20 protein-coding genes are annotated in these 21010 nt (G+C 29.2%); 18 read left to right on the top strand and 2 right to left on the bottom strand.

Features of this window, described 5'->3' with window-relative positions:
- Positions 1 to 155: 155 nt before the first annotated feature.
- Positions 156 to 776 (bottom strand): response regulator transcription factor, encoded by a 621-nt coding sequence (locus tag TEGL_RS08270; protein WP_018591291.1) that lies wholly within the window; start codon positions 774 to 776, stop codon positions 156 to 158.
- Positions 777 to 790: 14 nt separating this feature from the next.
- Positions 791 to 1432 (bottom strand): sensor histidine kinase, encoded by a 642-nt coding sequence (locus TEGL_RS08275; protein WP_018591290.1) that lies wholly within the window; start codon positions 1430 to 1432, stop codon positions 791 to 793.
- A 649-nt stretch (positions 1433 to 2081) separates the two neighbouring features.
- Between TEGL_RS08275 and TEGL_RS08280 the strand changes: the two genes are divergently transcribed.
- From TEGL_RS08280 to katG, 18 genes are all read left to right on the top strand, one after another.
- Positions 2082 to 3014 (top strand): ABC transporter ATP-binding protein, encoded by a 933-nt coding sequence (locus TEGL_RS08280; RefSeq protein ID WP_018591289.1) that lies wholly within the window; start codon positions 2082 to 2084, stop codon positions 3012 to 3014.
- 13 nt (positions 3015 to 3027) lie between these two features.
- The gene (locus TEGL_RS08285) at positions 3028 to 4170 is read left to right on the top strand and encodes an ABC transporter permease (protein WP_018591288.1); all 1143 of its coding nucleotides are present in this window, start codon (positions 3028 to 3030) and stop codon (positions 4168 to 4170) included.
- Positions 4157 to 5326, top strand: a complete 1170-nt coding sequence (locus TEGL_RS08290; protein ID WP_018591287.1) for an ABC transporter permease — start codon at positions 4157 to 4159, stop codon at positions 5324 to 5326. Before TEGL_RS08285 ends, TEGL_RS08290 begins: the two co-directional genes overlap by 14 nt.
- Positions 5327 to 5549: 223 nt before the next feature.
- Positions 5550 to 6134: an anthranilate synthase component II gene (locus TEGL_RS08295; protein WP_018591286.1), complete on the top strand. Its 585-nt coding sequence runs from the start codon at positions 5550 to 5552 to the stop codon at positions 6132 to 6134.
- 1 nt (position 6135) lies between these two features.
- Positions 6136 to 7485 (top strand): aminodeoxychorismate synthase component I, encoded by a 1350-nt coding sequence (pabB, locus tag TEGL_RS08300; RefSeq protein ID WP_018591285.1) that lies wholly within the window; start codon positions 6136 to 6138, stop codon positions 7483 to 7485.
- The gene (locus TEGL_RS08305) at positions 7475 to 8212 is read left to right on the top strand and encodes an aminotransferase class IV (protein WP_018591284.1); all 738 of its coding nucleotides are present in this window, start codon (positions 7475 to 7477) and stop codon (positions 8210 to 8212) included. Before pabB ends, TEGL_RS08305 begins: the two co-directional genes overlap by 11 nt.
- A 38-nt stretch (positions 8213 to 8250) precedes the next feature.
- On the top strand, positions 8251 to 9030 hold the full coding sequence (gene aroF, locus TEGL_RS08310) for a 3-deoxy-7-phosphoheptulonate synthase (protein ID WP_018591283.1): 780 nt from the start codon (positions 8251 to 8253) through the stop codon (positions 9028 to 9030).
- 145 nt (positions 9031 to 9175) lie between these two features.
- Positions 9176 to 9376, top strand: a complete 201-nt coding sequence (locus TEGL_RS08315; protein WP_018591282.1) for a cold-shock protein — start codon at positions 9176 to 9178, stop codon at positions 9374 to 9376.
- Positions 9377 to 9528: 152 nt separating this feature from the next.
- Positions 9529 to 10032 (top strand): CarD family transcriptional regulator, encoded by a 504-nt coding sequence (locus TEGL_RS08320; protein ID WP_018591281.1) that lies wholly within the window; start codon positions 9529 to 9531, stop codon positions 10030 to 10032.
- Positions 10033 to 10342: 310 nt separating this feature from the next.
- On the top strand, positions 10343 to 11071 hold the full coding sequence (locus TEGL_RS08325; RefSeq protein ID WP_018591280.1) for a TIGR02206 family membrane protein: 729 nt from the start codon (positions 10343 to 10345) through the stop codon (positions 11069 to 11071).
- A 258-nt stretch (positions 11072 to 11329) separates the two neighbouring features.
- Positions 11330 to 13399, top strand: a complete 2070-nt coding sequence (locus TEGL_RS08330) for a methyl-accepting chemotaxis protein (RefSeq protein WP_018591279.1) — start codon at positions 11330 to 11332, stop codon at positions 13397 to 13399.
- A gap of 255 nt (positions 13400 to 13654) precedes the next feature.
- Positions 13655 to 14089 (top strand): MarR family winged helix-turn-helix transcriptional regulator, encoded by a 435-nt coding sequence (locus tag TEGL_RS08335; RefSeq protein ID WP_018591278.1) that lies wholly within the window; start codon positions 13655 to 13657, stop codon positions 14087 to 14089.
- Positions 14067 to 14906, top strand: coding sequence for a pirin family protein (locus TEGL_RS08340; protein WP_018591277.1), 840 nt, complete (start codon positions 14067 to 14069; stop codon positions 14904 to 14906). Before TEGL_RS08335 ends, TEGL_RS08340 begins: the two co-directional genes overlap by 23 nt.
- Positions 14907 to 14957: 51 nt before the next feature.
- Positions 14958 to 15530, top strand: a complete 573-nt coding sequence (locus TEGL_RS08345) for a nitroreductase family protein (RefSeq protein WP_018591276.1) — start codon at positions 14958 to 14960, stop codon at positions 15528 to 15530.
- 156 nt (positions 15531 to 15686) lie between these two features.
- Positions 15687 to 16118, top strand: a complete 432-nt coding sequence (locus TEGL_RS08350; protein ID WP_018591275.1) for a MarR family winged helix-turn-helix transcriptional regulator — start codon at positions 15687 to 15689, stop codon at positions 16116 to 16118.
- A gap of 90 nt (positions 16119 to 16208) precedes the next feature.
- The gene (locus tag TEGL_RS08355) at positions 16209 to 16562 is read left to right on the top strand and encodes a carboxymuconolactone decarboxylase family protein (protein WP_018591274.1); all 354 of its coding nucleotides are present in this window, start codon (positions 16209 to 16211) and stop codon (positions 16560 to 16562) included.
- A 220-nt stretch (positions 16563 to 16782) separates the two neighbouring features.
- A complete protein-coding gene (locus TEGL_RS08360; protein WP_018591273.1) occupies positions 16783 to 18522 on the top strand; it encodes an ABC-F family ATP-binding cassette domain-containing protein in 1740 nt (579 codons plus the stop codon).
- Positions 18523 to 18691: 169 nt separating this feature from the next.
- Positions 18692 to 20893: a catalase/peroxidase HPI gene (gene katG / locus TEGL_RS08365; protein WP_018591272.1), complete on the top strand. Its 2202-nt coding sequence runs from the start codon at positions 18692 to 18694 to the stop codon at positions 20891 to 20893.
- Positions 20894 to 21010: the final 117 nt, after the last annotated feature.

The following is a 21010-nucleotide window of genomic DNA, read 5'->3' on the forward strand; positions in this document are numbered from 1 at the left end:
TGAAAAATTAAAGAGGACCCTATACAAGTAGAACATTTTATGTGCCTTATTGTATAGGGTCTATTTTATTTACTAGGATATTATAATATTATTTGAGCAAGGTCGTTACCTAAAATTTCATAACTCCCACCCAGTGGCTTAAGTAAATTGAATTTTTATATGTTTTTATAATAAAAAATAGCCACTTGAGTCCTGTCTCTCAAGTTTAACTTTTGGAGAATATTACTAAGAGTATTTCTAACAGTACCTTCACTTAAAAAAAGAATATTAGCAATTTCCTTATTACTAAGTCCTTCAGCTATAAGAGTAATAACTTCCAGCTCTTTTTGTGTAATTCCAAATTCAGAGAAATCTGTAGAATTAGAATTATCAAGAAGAGAAGGAAGTTTACAGATGATATCATCACCAAAAACATTTTGACCAGCATAAACTGCCTTTAGTGAAGGAACTATACATTCAAAATTTTGCTTTATAATATAACCCTTAGCGCCAATATTTAAAGCCCTTATTATATATTCATTATCAGAAAAAGTAGTCAAAAATAATATTTTTGCATTACTATCTTCTTTTAAAATAGTTTCGGCTGCTTCAAGCCCAGTTAAACCATCCATACGAATATCCATAAGCAGGATATCTGGATTTGATTCATGATAAAGTTCGATAGCCTCATTACCATTACATCCAGTTGCCACCACTTCTATATCACTTTCAACTTCAAGTATGGTTTTTAGAGAAACACATACTAACTTATCATCATCAACAACTAATACACGCATATTTTATATCCCTTCTAATCTAATTTTTTAGGAACAGAAATAAAAATTCTAAAACCATTGTCAGTACTTATATTTAAACTTCCATTAATGGAAGCAATCCTATCTTTTATATTTTTTATACCGATTCCATTTTCACTATTATACTTAATATTACTTCCATTATCGTAAATAACAAGCTGATGTAAAGATGGATGCTCACGAAGAAAAATAGAAACTTCCGTAGCATTGGAGTGTTTTATAATATTAGATAAAGCCTCTTTTGTTATGGAAATAAAACTATATTTTATTTTCTTTGTGGGATTTGACTCCAAATCATAATCAAGTTTTATGGAGCAAAACTCAAAATTATCAACTAATTGTTGAATTTCCACTTGAAGATCAACAGCATCTTCGTGTAGATCATGAACACTACTTCTAACACTATCCATAGCCTCTGACAAAGTATCTTTTATAAGTCCAAGGTTTAAATTAATATTTTCATCTTTATTAATAGCCAAAAGGGCTCCAATTTGAAGGATACATCTAGACAGTAAATGACCAACATTATCGTGAATATCCCTTGCAATTCTATTACGCTCTCTAAGTGTGGCTAAATTAACTTCATAATCTTGTTTTTCCAAAAGTTCTCTATTTTTATTTTCAAATTTTATAGACAACTCATTGGCACTATCGCTTATATAATAATAATTTTTCTTAATATGTTCGAAAGATTTAGTACGATAATTTAGAATATAGCTAATAAAAGTATAAGCAAGAATTAAAAATATTGATGAAGCACTTATTTTAAAACTATATATTAAAATTGAAAAAATTAAGATCAGCCATAACCACTTTATTTTATATGAAAATAAGTCATAGCACATAAGTGGGATAAAAAATAAATAGTCTAAATTAAAAAAACATAAAATCAAGAAAAACATAGACAGTATAATTAATACTTTGCCATTATCTTTATAACTAATAATTGAACTTAAAAACACACATACAAGTATGGGGATAATTAAATAAGCATTAGTCACATTATGTAAATAAATTGATAAACAAATAAATAAGACTACAACCTTATCAATTAATCTATTGATCAGTATAATCACCTCAATTCACAATCTCTTAAAATGATTTTATCATTAGATTCATACAGCAACAATAATATTATTACATTTGTCATAGTTATTTTGGAGTCTAGTCACTTATTCATTACATGAAAATCTAATACAATAAAAGTATAAAAGGTTGAAGGTTGAAGGTTAAAATTTAACTCAGGCAAATCTGTTGCTTAAATAAGAGATTTATGGAGGAATAAATATGGTTATAAAAGTTAAAAACCTTGTTAAAAGATATGATGATTTATTGGCATTAGATCATCTAAATTTGGAAGTTAAAGAAGGAGAAGTCTTTGGACTTTTAGGACCAAACGGTTCAGGAAAAAGTACAGCAATAAATTGTATCTTATCTTTATTAGAATATGACAAAGGCGATATAGAAATTTATGGAAAAACAATGAGTCCAGAAGCTTATGATATAAAAAGAAATATAGGAGTAATAATGCAAAATGTTGCTGTGTTTGAAGAGTTAACAGTATATGAAAATATAGATTATTTCTGTGGTTTATACATTTCAGATAAAAATCTTAGAAAAATATATGTGGAAGATGCCATAGAATTTGTTGGACTTGATGAATATAAAAAATTTTATCCTAAAAAACTAAGTGGTGGACTACTAAGAAGGTTAAATATAGCCTGTGGAATAGCACATAAGCCAAAGCTAATAATTCTAGATGAGCCAACAGTAGCAGTAGATCCTCAAAGTAGAAACAATATTTTAGAAGGAATACAAAAACTAAATAAAGAAGGTGCTACAATTGTATACACATCTCATTATATGGAAGAAGTAGAACAAATCTGTACAAATATTTCAATTATGGATAAAGGCAAAGTAATAGCAACAGGAAGTAGTGAAGAATTAAAAGGAATGATAAACTGTGGAGAAACAATTACAGTAGAAACTTTTAAAATAGAAGAAGAAGTTATAAAAGGACTAAGAGAACTACCTAATATAACTTATGTAAAATACAAAGACAATTATTTAGTGGTTAAATCAAGTAAAGGAAAAAATAATTTATCAATTGTAATAGATTATCTAAGAAAAAATAAGGTGCAAATAGGAAAAATCTATTCAGAGCCACCTACGTTAAATGATGTTTTCTTAGAGATTACAGGAAAAGCGTTAAGAGATTAAGGAGGGAGAAAAATTGTTTCTTCATAGTTATAAATATAGAGTTAAATGTATTATAAGAGATAAGAATATGATGTTTTGGACATTATTATTTCCCATATTATTAGCAACACTATTTAATCTATCTCTTTCAAATCTTTCAAGTGCTGAAGATTTTTCAGCAGTTAACATAGCTATTGTAAAGGATAAAGAATATGATAATAAAGAGTTTATAGATGTAGTAAATTCAGTTTCAGTGGGAGAAAGTGATGATCCTTTATTTAATATAAAATATACATCAGAAGTTAAGGCAAAGGACTTATTAGACAATAATAAAATAGATGGATATTTATATTTGGATAAAGATATAGACATAGTAGTAAAAGATAGTGGAATAAACCAGACTATAATAAAAAGTTTTGTAGATGAATACAAACAAACAGAATCTACAATAAAAAGAATTATAAAAGAAAATCCAATGGCAATGCAAAGTATTGGTGTAGATAACTTATTCAAAAAAACGGATTATATTAAAGAAGTAGCCATAAGCAAAACTTCTATAAACGAAAGTATAAATTATTTTTACACACTTATTGCAATGGCTTGCTTATATGGTGGATTTTTAGGGCTTAAAGAAATATCTCAAATTCAAGCTAATCAATCTCCACAGGGAGCTAGAGTTAGTGTAGCTCCAACCCATAAACTAAAAGTATTTATGTCATCTATGATAGCTGCAACAACAGTTCAATTATTTGATATTGGAGTACTTATGGCCTATCTTTCTTTTGTATTAAAAGTAAGTTTTTCAAATCAGATAGGATATATATTACTAGCATGTGTAGTAGGAACTATTACGGGAGTATCTTTTGGAACATGTTTAGGCGTAGTTCTCAAAAAATCAGAGGGAGTGAAGGTAGGTATATTAGTAGGAGCAACTATGTCCATGTCATTTTTATCAGGTATGATGTACGATAAAATGAAATATATTGTAAATTCAAAAATGCCTATATTAAGTTATATAAACCCTGTAAATCTAATAGCAGATTCATTTTATTCACTATACTATTACGATACTACAACTAAGTATTTTATAAATATAGGATTACTTTGCATTTTATCCATAGTATGTAGTGGAATCACATACTTAGTTTTAAGGGGGCAAAAATATGCAAGTTTATAAAGCTTTTTTCAAAGTTATTCGTAAAAATTTAGGTCAACTTTCAATATATATGGTAGTGTTTGTAGTATTTGCTATAGCACTTGGAAATTCAAATCAAAATCCAAAAGATATAAATTTTGAAGATACAAAAGTAAATATAGCATTTATAAATAAAGATGAAGACTCGAAAGTTGTAAATGGATTGAAAGAATACCTTAAGGCAAATACAAATATTGTGAATATAGGAAATACGAAAGCAGATTTACAAGATGCACTTTATTTTAGGGAAGTGGAGTATATAATAACAATACCTAAAGGATTTACAGAAAAAATATTAAATAATAGTGAAAAAGCAACTATTGAAAAAAATACAAGGCCAAATTCAATTAGTGAAGTTTATATAGATAATTTAGTAAATAGATATTTAAACACTGCAAAAACATATACTTTAGCTTTAGGAAATATATCTCAGTCAGAACTTGTAAAGTATATAAGTGAGGATTTAGACTATAGCACAAAGGTAAAAGTAAGCACTTATGAAAATGGATATATAAGCAATACAGGATGTAAAAATTATTATAACTATCTAGCCTATTCCATGTTTGCAATATTAATACTTGGAGTAACAGCAGTTATGTTAACATTTGAAAACAAGGATTTAAAAATGAGAAATTTATCTTCTGCATTAACCATGAGAAGTATGAATTTTCAACTAGTATTAGGAAATATTAGTTATGCAATTGTTGCATGGCTTATTATGATATTAGCAAGCTTCGTAATGTACAAAGGTTATATGTTTAGTATGAATGGAATTTTATTTTTAGTAAACTCATTTATATTTACTTTAGCAGCACTAAGTGTAGGTCTACTTATTTCTACCATAGTTAAAACTAGAAGTGCAATGTCAGCAGCAGCCAATGTGGTATCTTTGGGATTTTGTTTTATAAGTGGAGTATTTGTACCACAGGAATATCTAGGAAAAGCAGTGATTTCTATAGCAAAATTTAACCCAACTTACTGGTATATAAAAGCAAATGAAGAAATTTCAGTATTGGTTAATTTTACTGAGACAAATGTAACGCCTATAATTTATAGCATGCTTATTGTACTTGGGTTTGCAGTAGCCATATTATCAGTAACTCTTGTTATTATGAAACAGAAAAGATTTAGTAGTTAAAATAGTGTATATATTTAGATTAATGGGAGCCTAAGTGGCTCCTTTTTTAAGTTAAAAATTACATGTATGTAGAAAATTGTTTATGTGAAATGTTTGTGAAGGAAATAAGACATAAAAATCATTTGTAATAAATTTGAACATATAAACACATTACAAGGAAAACTATACTATAATTATATTGATGATTGTTAAAAATTACACATTTCATTAGGGGGGTACTTACATGATTCTTATGATTGATAACTACGACTCATTTGTATATAACCTAGTTCAATATATAGGAGAATTGGGAGAAGAAATCGTAGTAAGAAGAAACAAAGAAATAACGTTAGAAGAAATTGAAACTTTAAATCCAGAAATAATAGTTTTATCACCAGGACCATGTTCGCCTACAGAGGCCGGAATATGTATAGATGTGGTAAATCATTTTAAGGGGAAAAAGCCAATTCTTGGTATATGCTTAGGGCATCAAACTATAGGACATGTTTTTGGAGCAAGTGTAGTAAAAGCATTGGAGCCTGTACATGGAAAGGTTCATTCTATAAAACATAATAATAAAGGTGTATTTAAAGATTTAAATAACCCACTAAATGTAACAAGATATCATTCTTTAGTAGTAGACAAAGAAAATTTACCTCATGATTTAGAAATAACTGCTTTGACAAATGAAGGAGAGATAATGGGTCTTAGACACAAAAATTACCTTATAGAAGGGGTACAATTTCATCCAGAAGCTATTTTGTCAGAGCAAGGTCATGAAATACTTAGAAACTTTATAAAAGAAGCTAGAGAAAGGGTATGTGTGTAAAATGATAAAAGAAATTAATACAAAACTAAGTGCTTTTGAGATATTTACCATATTTAAAGATGAAAAAGATAGTTTTATTTTAGATAGTGCTATGGATAAAAATAAATTGGGCCGATATTCTTTTATTAGTAGCAATCCATTCAAAACTTTAAAATATAAAAACAGTAAAGAAAACCCACTTGATTTTTTACAAGAAGAGTTAAATAAATATAAAGTAGAAAATAACACGGAACTTCCTTTTGTAGGAGGAGCAGTAGGTTATTTGTCTTATGATTTAGGAAATTACATAGAAAATCTACCAAGAAGTGCAAAAGATGATTTAAATGGTTATGATTTGTACTTTGGTTTATATGATCATGCAATAGTAGTTGATCATTTAAAAGAAAAAACATATATAGCAACACCAAATTTAGATATAAAAAAAGAAGAAAATATACTTTTAAATATTGAAAATAAAATTAATGAAGCTGAAACAAATGGAGTAAACCCAATTTGCTATGAAGAAAAAGAAGTTCTTCCAACAAAGCTTTCATCTAATTTTACAAAAAAAGAATTTGAAAATTCAGTTGAAAAAGTTAGACAATATATAAAAAATGGAGATATTTATCAAGCAAACTTAACGCAAAGATTTAGTGGTAAAACTACTTTATCCAGTTATGAATTATACAGAGATTTGAGAAAAGTAAGTCCTGCACCTTTTGGAGCATACCTAAACTTCGATGATTTTAATATTTTGTCAAATTCTCCTGAGAGATTCATAAAATGTATAGACAGAAAATTAGAAACAAGACCAATAAAAGGAACAAGACCTAGGGGGAAAAATAAAGAAGAAGATTTAAAACTTCAAGAAGAATTGAGAAATAGCGAAAAAGATAAGGCAGAGCTACTTATGATAGTAGATCTAGAAAGAAATGACATAGGAAGAATATCAAAAATAGGAAGTGTTAAAGTACCAGAGTTATTTGTTATAGAGCCTTATGCCAATGTAAATCATTTAGTTGCAACAGTAGTAGGAGAGTTAGATGATGACAAAGATGCAGTAGATGCAATAAAAGCTACTTTCCCAGGAGGATCAATAACTGGAGCACCCAAAATTAGAGCAATGGAAATTATAGATGAATTAGAGCCAACTCAAAGAAATGCATACACAGGTTCAATAGGTTATATTGGATTTAATGGAGATATGGATTTAAATATAGCCATAAGAACTGTAGTAAAAAAAGAAGAGGATGTGTATTTTCAAGTAGGTGGAGGTATGACATGGGGTTCCGACCCGAGTGAAGAATATCAAGAAACACTTGATAAAGCAAAGTCTATAATGAAAGCTTTAAGAGGTTACTATGAAGAATAATGTAAGTTTTAATAGTGAGTTAAGCAAATTTGGTATTGGCTTATTTGAAACTATAAAAGTTGAAGAAGGTCCTCTTGATTTGGATTTACATATGAATAGAATGTTTAAATCTATTGAGTCACTAAATATGAATATTAAATATCATAAGGAATATTTAACACAAGCTATTTTAAATTATATAGATGATAATAAAATAAAAAACAAAGCATTAAGAATAACTGTATTTGATGAAGGTTATAATATTTCTACTAGACCTATAACTTATAATGAAGAAACTTATAATAAAGGATTTAAGCTAACGATATCCCCCATAAAAAGAGGAGATAGTATAATATACAAGCATAAAACTACAAATTACTATGAAAATATTTATACTAAAAAATATGCTACTGAAAATAATTTTGACGATGGATTATTTGTAAATTATGAAAATATTATATTAGAATGTTCTATGAGTAATATATTTTTTATAAAAGAAGATAAAATTTATACTCCACATAATGAGTTACCTATTTTAAATGGTATAATGAAAATAAAAATCTTAGATACTTGTAAAAAATTAAATATTGAAGTTATAGAAGGAGAAATAAAACTGAAAGACATCAAGAACTTTGACTTTGCATTTATATCAAACAGTTTAATGAAAGCTATTAAAATCTCACGAATTAATGAGATATCTTATCCTTCAAATAATGAAATATTTAAAAAGATAATATCCTATATATAAATATATTTACTAAAGAAAAACTAAGGAGCTTAATATTCATGAAAAAAACACTTTTCCATGAGGATGTAAATTTAGAAGTAGTCTCATGTGATAACACAATTGTATTCAAAAAGGATAAAGTAATAATGGCAGGCCCTTGTGCAATAGAAAGTTATGATCAACTTTTAAAGACTGCTAAATTTGTTAAATCACAAGGAGCGAATATACTTAGGGGTGGAGCTTTTAAGCCAAGAACTTCACCATCCTCATTTAAAGGATTAAAAGAAGAAGGTTTAGAAATTTTAAAAGCGGTAAAAGAAGAAACAAAACTAGCTGTAATCACAGAACTTATGGATGTTAGAGATTTGGAAAAACTCTATGCAGTAAGTGACATAATTCAAATAGGTTCAAGGAATATGCAAAACTTCAGTTTACTTACAGAAGTAGGAAAACAAGACAAGCCTGTTATGCTAAAAAGAGGAATCTCAGCAACCATAAGTGAATGGATTGGAGCAGCTGAGTATATTGCTTACGAGGGCAATAAAAAGATTATAATGTGTGAAAGAGGTATAAGAACTTACAACGATTATACTAGGAACACACTTGATTTAGCTGCAGTTCCAATTATACAAAAAGAAACTGGTTTACCTGTAATAGTAGACCCGAGTCATGGAACGGGAGTTAGAGAACTGGTTAAACCAATGTCCCTTGCGGCGATTGCCTGTGGAGCTGACGGTTTAATGATAGAAGTTCATCCAAATCCAGGTGAAGCATTGTCAGATGGAATGCAATCACTTCATTTTGATGAATTTGAAGATTTAATTAATAGTTTAAAATAATATGTGAAAACTTAATGAAAAAATAGAATATTAAGTATTTTATAATTATTGTATCTATTTATTTCAAACTGTGCTATAATATAATTATTGTAGTAATACAAAATGGTAAAAAAATCTTGCAAGAGGTTTTGATAGGAGAATTAATATGTCTAACGGAATAGTAAAATGGTTTAATAGTGAAAAAGGTTTTGGATTTATAACAGTTGAAGGTGGAGAAGATGTATTCGCTCATTTCTCAGCTATACAAACTGATGGATACAAAACTTTAGAAGAAGGTCAAAAAGTAAGCTTTAATATAGTTAAAGGTGCTAGAGGTCCTCAAGCAGAAAACATAACTATATTATAATAATATACATTGTTAATATACATTGTTTCGGGAAAAGATCCTTTATGGGGTCTTTTTTTTTAAACACTTTGTAGATTAGTTAGAAAAGTAATTATTGCTAAAAGTACCACCTCTAGAGAATAAAAAAATAAGTAAGATGGGAGAGAATGAATATGTATAAAATTGGAGAATTTATTGTTTATGGAAATGAAGGTGTTTGTAGGGTAGATGATATAAGTGAATTAAGTATTGGTGGGAGTAGTAAAGGAAAAACTTATTATACATTAAAACCAATGCATGATAATGGAACAGTATTTGCACCTATTGATACTACTGTATTTATGAGACCAATTGTATCATATGAAGAAGTTCATAAATTAATTGAACAGATTCCATCAATAAAAGAAATTGACCATGATAAAAAAAGTGTAAGGGAATGGCAAGAGTATTATAAGAAATTAATAAAAAATCATGATTGTATGGATTTATTGACTGTAATGATAACTCTTAAAGACAAGAAAAACACTGCAATTAATAATGGCAAAAAACTTAGTCAAATGGATGATAAGTTTATGAGAGCTGCTAAAAATTTAATTGAAGCTGAGTTTTCAATTGTATTAGGAATAGAAAAAGAAGATGTAGAGTTATATATTGATGATAGTTTAAAGAAGATGTAATAGGGGTAAGTTATTAGTATCTATAAATAATTTTAATTTATATTAAATCAAAGAGTTCTTGATATTTTATCAAGAACTTTTTATATTATTAATATTTAGACGATAAAAAATAATTTAAAAAACATAAAAATATAACTTTATCAAACTTGTACTTGTATAAATTTATGATATAATATTCAATGCATTTAACTTAAGTTTTAAATTTCTTAATATATTCATATAAATTGAATATGCATTGTGATGAAATCAATTGGTAGAGATTTAAATATAAATAATCAAAGAAAATATTTTAGAAAGAAAGGGGGCAAATATGATGCATAATATAAAATACTTTTTTAGAGGAATTCCTGATAATACAAAATTTGTACAATTTGGATTATTTCATATATGGATATTAATAGTGTCAACCCTAATAAGTTATATAATTATTAAACATAAAGAAGAAAATCGTAGGTTTGAAATTTTTATAGGAAGAGTTCTAATTATTCAGCAAATAGTATTATACATTTGGTATATTACTAATGACTACTATGTTTTAACGCAAGGACTTCCTTTATATCACTGTAGAATAGCAATATTATTCCTAAGCACAGGGTTACTTTTTAATAAGTTAATTTTAATGAAACTTGGAGCTTATTGGGGGATAGCTGGTTCAATAATTGCCTTATTAATTCCAGCAGATATAGATCCTTTTATATTTCCACATATAACGTCTGTATCTTTCTTTGTAGGTCATATGTTCTTGCTATGGGGAAGTATATATGTTTTATATGTGAAGAAGATAGGAATAACAAAAATAGACTTAAAAAAAATATTAGTATTTACTAATGTATACTGTGTAGCTATATATATATTTAATTACTTAGCAAATTCAAATTACGGATTTATGAATTCATCACCTATACAAATTGGAAATAACCTTAATCATTTTATGTATGGTGTCATAGTTATATTAATTTCTAATATAGTTATAAATATAATTTATCATGTATTAAATGTTACAACAAAAGAAAAAGAAGAATTAGTATTAGTTGATTAATTGGAGCCTAAAGGCTCCTTTTTTTATTTCAAAGGTATACACAAAATTGTGTATACCTTGTTTAATTATTAATCTATTAAGAATAAAGTTTAGAAATTTAATTATTAAAATTTATACTTAACTATAAAGTAAGTTTTATGGCTTCCGATAATGAATAAAGGGTCTTTATAGTTACGAGATATTATCTAAGGAAAGGGGTGTATTAAATTTATCATACTATAAAATTGAAAATATAAAATCAACTAAGGGAGAAAAAGCATGATAAATAAAAAATTTAAATTAGAAAATTTGAGAGAATTTTTTAAAAAAAATAAGGTTAAAAATGATATTAAGCTTGGAATAAAGCAAAAATTATTATTCTCATCAATTATTACACTTATGGTTATGGCTGTTGTAATTGGTACAGTATCGTTATTAACTTCATATAAAAGTACGGAATTAAGTGTAGAAAAAATACTGGAAGAAACAGTAGAAACAACATCAAACAGAATTGATAATATGTTAGAAGTATATAGAAAATTGGCAAATGAAATGTCTGCCCATGATGCATTTATAAATGTGACAAGTGATAAATCAAAGAAAAATAAACAAAAGATGCTTGATAAAGTAAATAAAATTCATGAAATGCACCCAGATATCTATGATATGGTCATAATTGGGAAAGATGGTGTGGATCTAATAAGTGGTTTGGATCTTTCAGATAGACAGTATTTTAAAGACACAATGGAAAAGAAAAAAGCATTAACAAATGACATTGTAATAAATAAAGAAGATGGTAAAGCTATTTTAACTACAACTGCACCTATAATAGTAAATGGAGAAGTTCAAGGAGTTGTAGGTGTTATCACTGATGCAATGTTTTTATCTGAAATTGCCACAGATGTAGAAATTGGAGAAACGGGAAGGGTAGCGATTGTAAACTCTAAAGGAACTGATATAGGAAACAGCAATAAAGAACTGGTAAAAGAAGAATACAATGTAATTGAGGCAGCAAATAAAGACAAGTCACTACAGCCTTTAGCAGAAATATACAAAGACATGATTGGTGGAAATACAGGAGTTAAAGAGTTTAAAGGTGCAAATGGAAAAGAATTTGTAGGATATGCACCAATTGATAATACGAATGGATGGAATATTGCAATAACAGCAGAAAAATCTGAATTTATGCAAGCTATTTTAGATGGAGGAAAAATAATAATATTATTTATAATAATAGCTCTAGCTTTAGGAATATATATAACGTTAAGATCAGCAAATAATATAGTAAACCCTATTATAGCTTGTGTTGATAGAATAAAACTTCTAGCACAAGGAGATTTATCATCACCAGTACCATCTGTAACTACGAATGATGAAATAGAAATTTTAGCAAGTGCAACATCTGACCTTGTAAATAATATGTCAGAAATAATATACGATATAGACGAAGTATTAACATCCATATCGAAGGGAGATTTAACTGTTGAAACAAATGCTAATTACATTGGCGAATTTGTTAGTATAAAAAATTCTTCAGACAATATAATCAAATCATTAAATGAAGTAATGGAAGATATAACACTTACATCTAACCAAGTTGCATCTGGAGCAAATGAGGTTTCTATGGGAGCACAATCATTGGCACAAGGATCATCAGAACAAGCAGCCAGTGTTGAAGAACTATCAGCATCAATAGAAGATGTTTCAGACAAGATTAATAGTAGTTCTGAAAATGCTAATAAAGCAAATGAGGTAGTAAAAGAAGCTGGCGAAAAAATGCAAGATAGTAATGCAAAAATGAAAGAGATGATGTCTGCAATAGAATTAATAAATTTAAAATCTAATGAGATAAGTAAAATAATAAAAATAATCGATGATATAGCTTTCCAAACAAATATACTTGCATTAAATGCAGCAGTGGAAGCGGCAAGAGCAGGAGATGCAGGTAAAGGATTTGCTGTTGTTGCAGATGAAGTAAGAAACTTATCAGCTAAAAGTGCTGAAGCAGCAAAAAATACTGCTCTACTTATAGAAGAAACTGTAAATGCTATAAATGTAGGAAGTGAAATCGCTGAAGATACAGCGAAATCATTGGAGGAATCCGTAAGTAATACAAACTTAGCAACTAAAATAGTGGATGATATATCTAGTAATTTATCAGATCAATCTGCGTCTGCAAACCAAATAAGAGAGTCTATAGAACAAGTTAGTGCAGTTATACAATCTAACTCTGCTACTTCAGAAGAAAGTGCAGCAGCAAGTGAGGAATTAACAGGACAATCATTTGCAATGAATGAGTTAATCTCTAGATTTAAATTGTGTTCAAAAGATAAAAATGTAAATAATTAGTATATAGCCAAATACATCTTGGGGTGAAGTTCTTGACGGTTTATGTCAAGAGCTTGCCATATTTCAAAAGAAGAATTAGTACTAGAGATTTATTGGAGCCTAAAGGGCTCCTTTTTAATTTAATATAATAAGTATTTTAGATATAAAATAGAAAATAACTAAAAAGGCTTGACAAATATCTCTAACTAGAGTAAAATATCTCTAATTAGAGATATTAAGTATGATTAAATTATATTACAAGGTGAGGTTATAGATATGACAGAACTTAAAATATTTATAGGAATGAGTAGAGCATTAAATAAAATAAATAGAGCTACTAACAAGGTTTATACAAAATATGGCTTAACAAGTGCTCAATTTGCTGTATTAGAAGCTCTTTACCATAAAGGAGATTTATCTGTTGGAGAGGTTCAGGATAAAATATTGAGCACTAGTGGAACCATTCCTGTTATAGTAAAGAATTTAGAGAAAGAAGGTTTCTTAGAGAAGCGCAATGATGATAACGACAAGAGAAGATTTATACTCCATATTACACAAAAAGGTAGAGAACTTATGGACATTGTATATCCAGAAAATGAAGCAATTATCATTTCTATGATGAATATTTGGAACAAAGAAGAGCAGGAAGAGATACTAAAATATATGAGAAAATTTGGAGGTGTAGAAGATGAAAAGAATGATAAAAAATAAAGTTAGAGGTTTTAGAACTACAGATGGAGCAGGGGTAAGTTTAGTTAGGGTTTTAGGAAATACTACAGTTGAGACTTATGATCCTATTTTAATGTTAGATTCTTTCGATAGCACAAATCCTGAAGAATATACAGCAGGTTTTCCAATGCATCCTCATAGAGGCATAGAAACTATAAGTCTTGTAGTTAAGGGAAATATGGTTCATAAAGATAGTCTAGGAAATGAAGATGGAATTACAGATGGAGAAGTTCAATGGATGACAGCAGGATCTGGAATATTACATGAAGAAAAACTACCTGCTTCAGATAAAATGCTTGGAGTTCAACTTTGGTTAAACATGCCTAGAAAACATAAAATGGCTCCACCAGAATATCATAGTATAAAGAAAGAAGAAATAAAAGAGATTCCTATAGATGGAGGAACTTTGAGACTTATAAGTGGACAATATAAAGAGCATAAAGGTTTTATGGGTAAATATTTACCAATAGATTATTATCATATAATACTAAATGCAAATAATAAGTTTACTATTGAAACTGAGAAGGATAAATCAGTATTGGTATTTTTATTGTCTGGAGATGCTAAGGTAGCAGGAGAAACTATAAGTGAGAAGACAGCAGTTAAGTTAACAAATGGAGATTCGTTAGATATTGAGTCTATTCACGAAGATATACAAATTTTATTTATAAGTTCAGATAAATTAGAAGAACCTGTATCTTGGGGAGGACCAATAGTAATGAACACTAGAGAAGAACTAGATTTGGCATTTAGGGAATTAAGAGATGGAAGTTTTTTAAAAGAAAAAGTAGATTATTAATAAAAATAATAAAGAACTTCGCAATTTTATGAAAAGGGAGAATAAATAATTATGAAAATTTTAGAATCATTAAAAGAAAGAAGATCATATTACGATATAAATAGAGACTTACCAGTAGATGAGGTAGAAGTATTTGATTTAGTAGAGAAAGCTACAGAATTAGTTCCAGATGCTTTCAATATGAAAAGTTCAAGAGTTATTGTTGTAACAGGAGAAAAGCAAGATCAATTATGGGATAATATTTATGAAGTATTTGAAGGTAAGGTTTCAAGAGAGAAAATTGATAGTTTTAAAAGTGGTTATGGAACAATTCTTTATTTTTATGATGAAGATATTGTGAAAAGTCTACAAAGTCAATTTTCAACATATGCAGATAGATTTCCGGATTGGGCCTCACAGTCATCTGGTATGCTTCAATTAAGTATATGGAGTGGTTTAAAAGAGTTAGGAATAGGTGCTTCACTTCAACACTATAACCCAGTTATAGATGATATGGTTAAAGAAATGTTTAATCTACCAGAAAGCTATGCTCTAAATGCACAAATGCCTTTTGGTGGAATTAGCTCTAATCCGGCTGAAAAGGAAAAAGAGGATATTTCAAAAAGAGTAAAAATAGTAAAATAATTATTGCCTAAATATAGTTAGTAATGTAGTTGGTAGGAATGGCAAGTTCAAAAAATGATATGCTATACTATATAATATAACAGATGAATAACATCCGTATGTATTGAATATATAATAAATTTAAAATGAAAAACAAATATAAAAGAGGAGATAAATATGTTTAATCTGGAAGATTGTATAGCCTTTATGACTAACAAATACAACAAAGAGATTACTGATTTATTTAGCCAAAGACTTCAAGACCATAATATTACAAGAGTTCAATGGACGGCTTTATTTTATATAGGGAAAAATGAAGGAATAACGCAAAGAGACTTAGCTCAAACACTAGATTCCAACGAATCATCAATTGTTAGATTAGTAGATCGTATGGAAAAAGAAGACATAGTAAGAAGAGAAAAAGATCCAGCTGACAGAAGAATTACAAAGTTATTTCTTACAGAAGAAGGAATGAAGAAAAGAGATGAAATACTGCCTATAGGAGATAAGTTCTCGAAAGATTGTATCAAAGGAATAAGTGAAGAAGATTTGGAAACTTTCAAAGAAGTTTTAAATAAAATGGTAAAAAATCTAAATAAATCACAGTAAATACTTTACAACTGTAGCACTCGGTGCTACAATTCTCTTAAATACTTGCTATAGCAATTATTGCTATAGCATTAAATTAGGGAGGATATTATGAAAAGAGATGTTAGAGAGATATTAAATTCATTTACTCAGGGGTTAGGGGAACTTGCAGAAACTAATAAGTCAAATGTTAATGCATTTATGAGACTTTTAAATACTGGATATAAAGAAGGTGCTTTAAGTACAAAAACTAAGGAGCTTATGAGTGTTGCTATTGGAGTGTATAACCGTTGCGAATACTGCATAGTTTATCATGTTTATAAATCATTGGAGCTTGGAGCTACAAGAGAAGAAATAATAGAGGCAGCTATGGTTGCTGTAGGATTTGGTGGAGGACCATCTATGGCTTATAGCGTAACTTTATTGAAAGATGCTATAGATGAATTTGAAAAGGATTTTAAATAATAATATAAAGCTAAATAAAATACTTTGTTAAGCTAATAATTTCAGCTACTGAAATTATTAGCTTTTTATTTTTACTAATGTTACCAAGAGATAAAATGATTGAAATTAGTTGTAAAAAATGTTATGCTATCAAAAGTAAATTTAAAAAAATGTCGTTACTATATATATTAAAGAGCTTATTTTTATAAGCTCTTTTTAAATCATAAAGAGAGGTAATAATATGATAAAAATTGACAACTTGTCCTACTCATTTCCGTTAAAAGATCTATACAATAAGGTTTCATTTACATTAGAACAAAATCAACACTGCGCCTTTATAGGAGCAAGTGGTAGCGGAAAAAGTACACTTATAGATATAATTATGGACCCAGAAAGATATATGTTTGATGGGAAGTTAGAAATGGATCCAAGCTGTAGAATTGGGTATGTAAGCCAGTTCTCACAGATAGACAAAACAAAGGAAATCACAGTTTTTGAATATATAGCTGAACCATTTATTAAGCTACAAGATGAAATATCATCTATTTGCTCTGAAATGGGAACTTCTGATGATATTGAGACTTTATTAGAAAAGTACCAAGAAGCATTAGACGCGTTTGAGGCAATTGATGGGGATGATTTTGAAAGTAACATTAACAAGAAACTAAACCTTGCAAACTTAAGCAAGCATAAAGATAGAAATATATGTGAACTTAGTGGTGGGGAATTTAAACTTATTCAAGTTATTAAGGAAATGCTTAATAATCCAGATTTAATGATTATGGATGAGCCAGATGTGTTCTTAGATTTTGAAAATCTTAATTCTCTTAAAAATTTAATTAATTCTCACAAAAAAACAATTTTAGTTATTACACACAATAGATATTTGCTTAATCATTGTTTTAATAAAATTGTGCATCTTGAAAATACGGAAATTCAAGAATTTGATGGAAGATATGTTGATTATAATTTATCTTTACTTCAAACTAAAATAGAGTTACAAGAAATGGCTCTTGCTGATGAGGAAGAGATTGCTAGAAATGAAGCTTTAATTGATATATTGAGAGAAAAAGCAACTTACAATGCAGATGCTTCTAGAGGTAGAGCTTTAAAAGCCAGAGTTAAAATTCAAGAAAGATTAGAAGAGCGTAGAATTAAAGCACCATTTGTAGATATAAAACAACCATATATTAACTTAGTTACTAATAGTGAAATTGAAGAAACTATTGCTTTAAAAGTTGAAGATTACAGCGTCGCTTTTGATGAAGTGCTTTTAGAAAATGTTAACTTTGAAATTAAATCTACTGATAAAGTAGCTATAATTGGTACAAACGGTGTGGGAAAAACTACTTTATTAAAAGAAATATTTAAAAATAATAATCAAACGATTAAAATAAATGAAAACATTGAAGTAGCTTATTTATCCCAAGATCAAGGTGAAGTGTTAAATGAATCTAATACCATACTTCAAGAGTTCTACGACGTAGGATTTGAAACTTATGGCGAGATTAGAAGATATGTTGGAAAATATGGTTTTGATGCAGATATTCTTACACAAAAGATAGAATCTTTATCTGGTGGAGAAAAAAATATTCTTCAACTGGCTAAGGTTTCTGCAAGTAGGGCAAATATGTTGCTAATGGATGAGCCTACAAGTCACTTAGATATTTATTCACAAATGGCTTTAGAAAAAGCTATAGAAGATTATAAAGGTGCTATTTTAATGATTTCTCATGATTATCATTTTATAGTTAATTGTGCAGATTATGTTTTATTTATTGAAGATAAGACGATTAGAAAAATGAGTATGAAAAAATTTAGAAGAATGATTTATGCTAATCATTTTGATAAAGACTATTTAGCAATTGAAGAAAAGAAAAAAACAGTTGAGACAAAGGTAGCATTAGCTTTAGCAGATACTGATTTTGAACGTGCAAGAACTTTATCTGAAGATTTAGAAGAGTTGATTAAGTTACTTTAAATAAACAAACTCAAGGGGTGTATCATCTTTGATACACCCCTTGAGTTTGTTTAATTCCAGGCAATCGGCATAAGTAAAAATGTATTTACATATTATTTAATAAAATTGTAGTTGTTAATTCTGTACTTACATTTAAAACATCAAAAAAGTAAAGGAGGCTTATTATTACATGCGAGAAATGAAATGCCCGGTTACTGGAAGAACAAACAAAACTATGTCGGACAGTGAAACCTTAAATAAGGATTGGTGGCCTAATCGATTAAACTTAAACATCCTTCATCAAAACTCCAGCTTAAGTAATCCAATGGGAACTAAGTTTGATTATGCTAAAGAATTTGAAAAACTTGATTATTATGGATTAAAAAAAGATTTATATGATTTAATGACGGATTCAAAGGATTGGTGGCCAGCAGATTTTGGTCACTATGGACCACTGTTTATCCGTATGGCATGGCATAGTGCAGGAACTTATAGAATAGGGGATGGTAGAGGTGGAGCAGGAGAGGGTTTGCAAAGATTTCCACCATTAAATAGTTGGCCTGATAATGTTAATTTAGATAAAGCTCGTAGGTTACTTTGGCCAATTAAACAGAAATATGGTGATAAGATTTCTTGGGCAGACCTTATGATATTAACAGGTAATTGTGCGTTTGAATCAATGGGTCTTAAAACATTTGGATTTGGCGGTGGACGTGTGGATGTTTGGGAACCACAAGAAATTTACTGGGGTTTTGCTGAAGAGATGCTTGGGACTAATAAACTTTCTAGTACAGGTCAAATTCAAAATCCACTTGCTGCAGTTCAGATGGGATTAATTTATGTAAATCCAGAAGGTCCTGATGGAAAACCAGATCCAGTTGGCTCTGCAAAGGATATTAGAGAAACATTTGCTCGTATGGCTATGAATGACGAAGAAACTGTGGCACTTATAGCTGGCGGTCATACATTTGGCAAATGCCATGGAGCAGGTCCTGCCACATATGTTGGTCCTCCGCCTGATGAAGCTAGCATTGAAGAGCAGGGACTTGGTTGGAAAAACAGTTATAAAACAGGTAAAGGTATAGATACAATTGGTAGTGGAATTGAAGGCGCATGGAAGCAAAATCCAATAAAATGGGATATGGGTTATTTTAAAACATTGTTCAAGTATGAGTGGGAGTTGGTTAAGAGTCCTGCAGGAGCATATCAGTGGTTGGCTAAGGATGTAGCTGAGGAGGATATGATTGTAGATGCACATGACCCATCTATAAAGCATCGTCCTATGATGACGACGGCTGATTTAGGTCTTCGATTTGACCCAATATATGAGAAAATTGCTAAAGGTTATTTAGACAATCCTGACAAATTTACTGATGACTTTGCACGTGCTTGGTTTAAATTGACACATCGTGATATGGGTCCTATTTCAAGATATCTTGGACCCGAGGTTCCAAAAGAGGAACTTATATGGCAAGACCCTTTGCCAAAGGTTGATTATGAGTTAATTAATGAAGATGATATCAAATGTCTTAAAAATAAAATTTTAGATTCTAATTTATCAGTATCAGACCTTGTTTATACAGCTTGGTCATCTGCATCCACATTTAGAGGTTCTGATAAACGTGGTGGTGCAAATGGAGCAAGAATTCGTCTACAACCGCAGAAATTTTGGGAAGTTAATGAACCAGAGCAATTAGACAATGTTTTACAGATTTTTGAAAGAATAAAATCAGACTTTAACTCTATACAGTTAAAATCAAATAAAATAAATAAAAAGGTATCTTTAGCAGATTTGATTGTTCTTGGAGGATGCGTAGGCATTGAAAAAGCAGCAAGAAAAGCAGGATATAAAATCAGAGTTCCTTTCAATCCAGGACGCAGTGATGCATCACAAGAACAAACTGATATTAAATCATTTGCTGTACTTGAGCCAAAAGGAGATGGATTTAGAAACTACGTAAAATCCAATTACACAGTTCCTGTTGAAAAATTATTAGTTGACCGTGCCCAGCTTCTAACTTTGACTGCTCCAGAAATGACTGTTTTAATAGGTGGTATGCGTGTATTAAATACCAACTATAAAAAATCTGAGTATGGTATTTTTACAAAGAGACCAGAAACTCTTACAAATGATTTCTTTGTAAACCTTTTAGATATGGAAACAGTTTGGCAACCTAGTTCTAACGATGAACACATATTTGAAGGACGTGACAGAACAACAGGAAGATTAAAGTGGAAAGGAACAGGAGTTGACCTTATTTTTGGATCTAATGCTCAACTTCGAGCTATAGCAGAAGTCTACGCAAGTGAAGGTTCTCAACGTAAATTTTTAAAGGACTTTGTATATGCTTGGAATAAAGTAATGAACGCAGATCGTTATGATATGTGCTAAGACATTAGTGTGTATTGAATAAGTGTGAAGGTAAAAGTTTAACTAGTTGATACTTAGTTATAAATTTAAAAACTGAAGATAGAAAGTAGTTGTAATGATTATAAGGGCTTATGAAAA

This window comes from Terrisporobacter glycolicus ATCC 14880 = DSM 1288 (assembly GCF_036812735.1).
GTDB classification, from domain to species: domain Bacteria; phylum Bacillota; class Clostridia; order Peptostreptococcales; family Peptostreptococcaceae; genus Terrisporobacter; species Terrisporobacter glycolicus.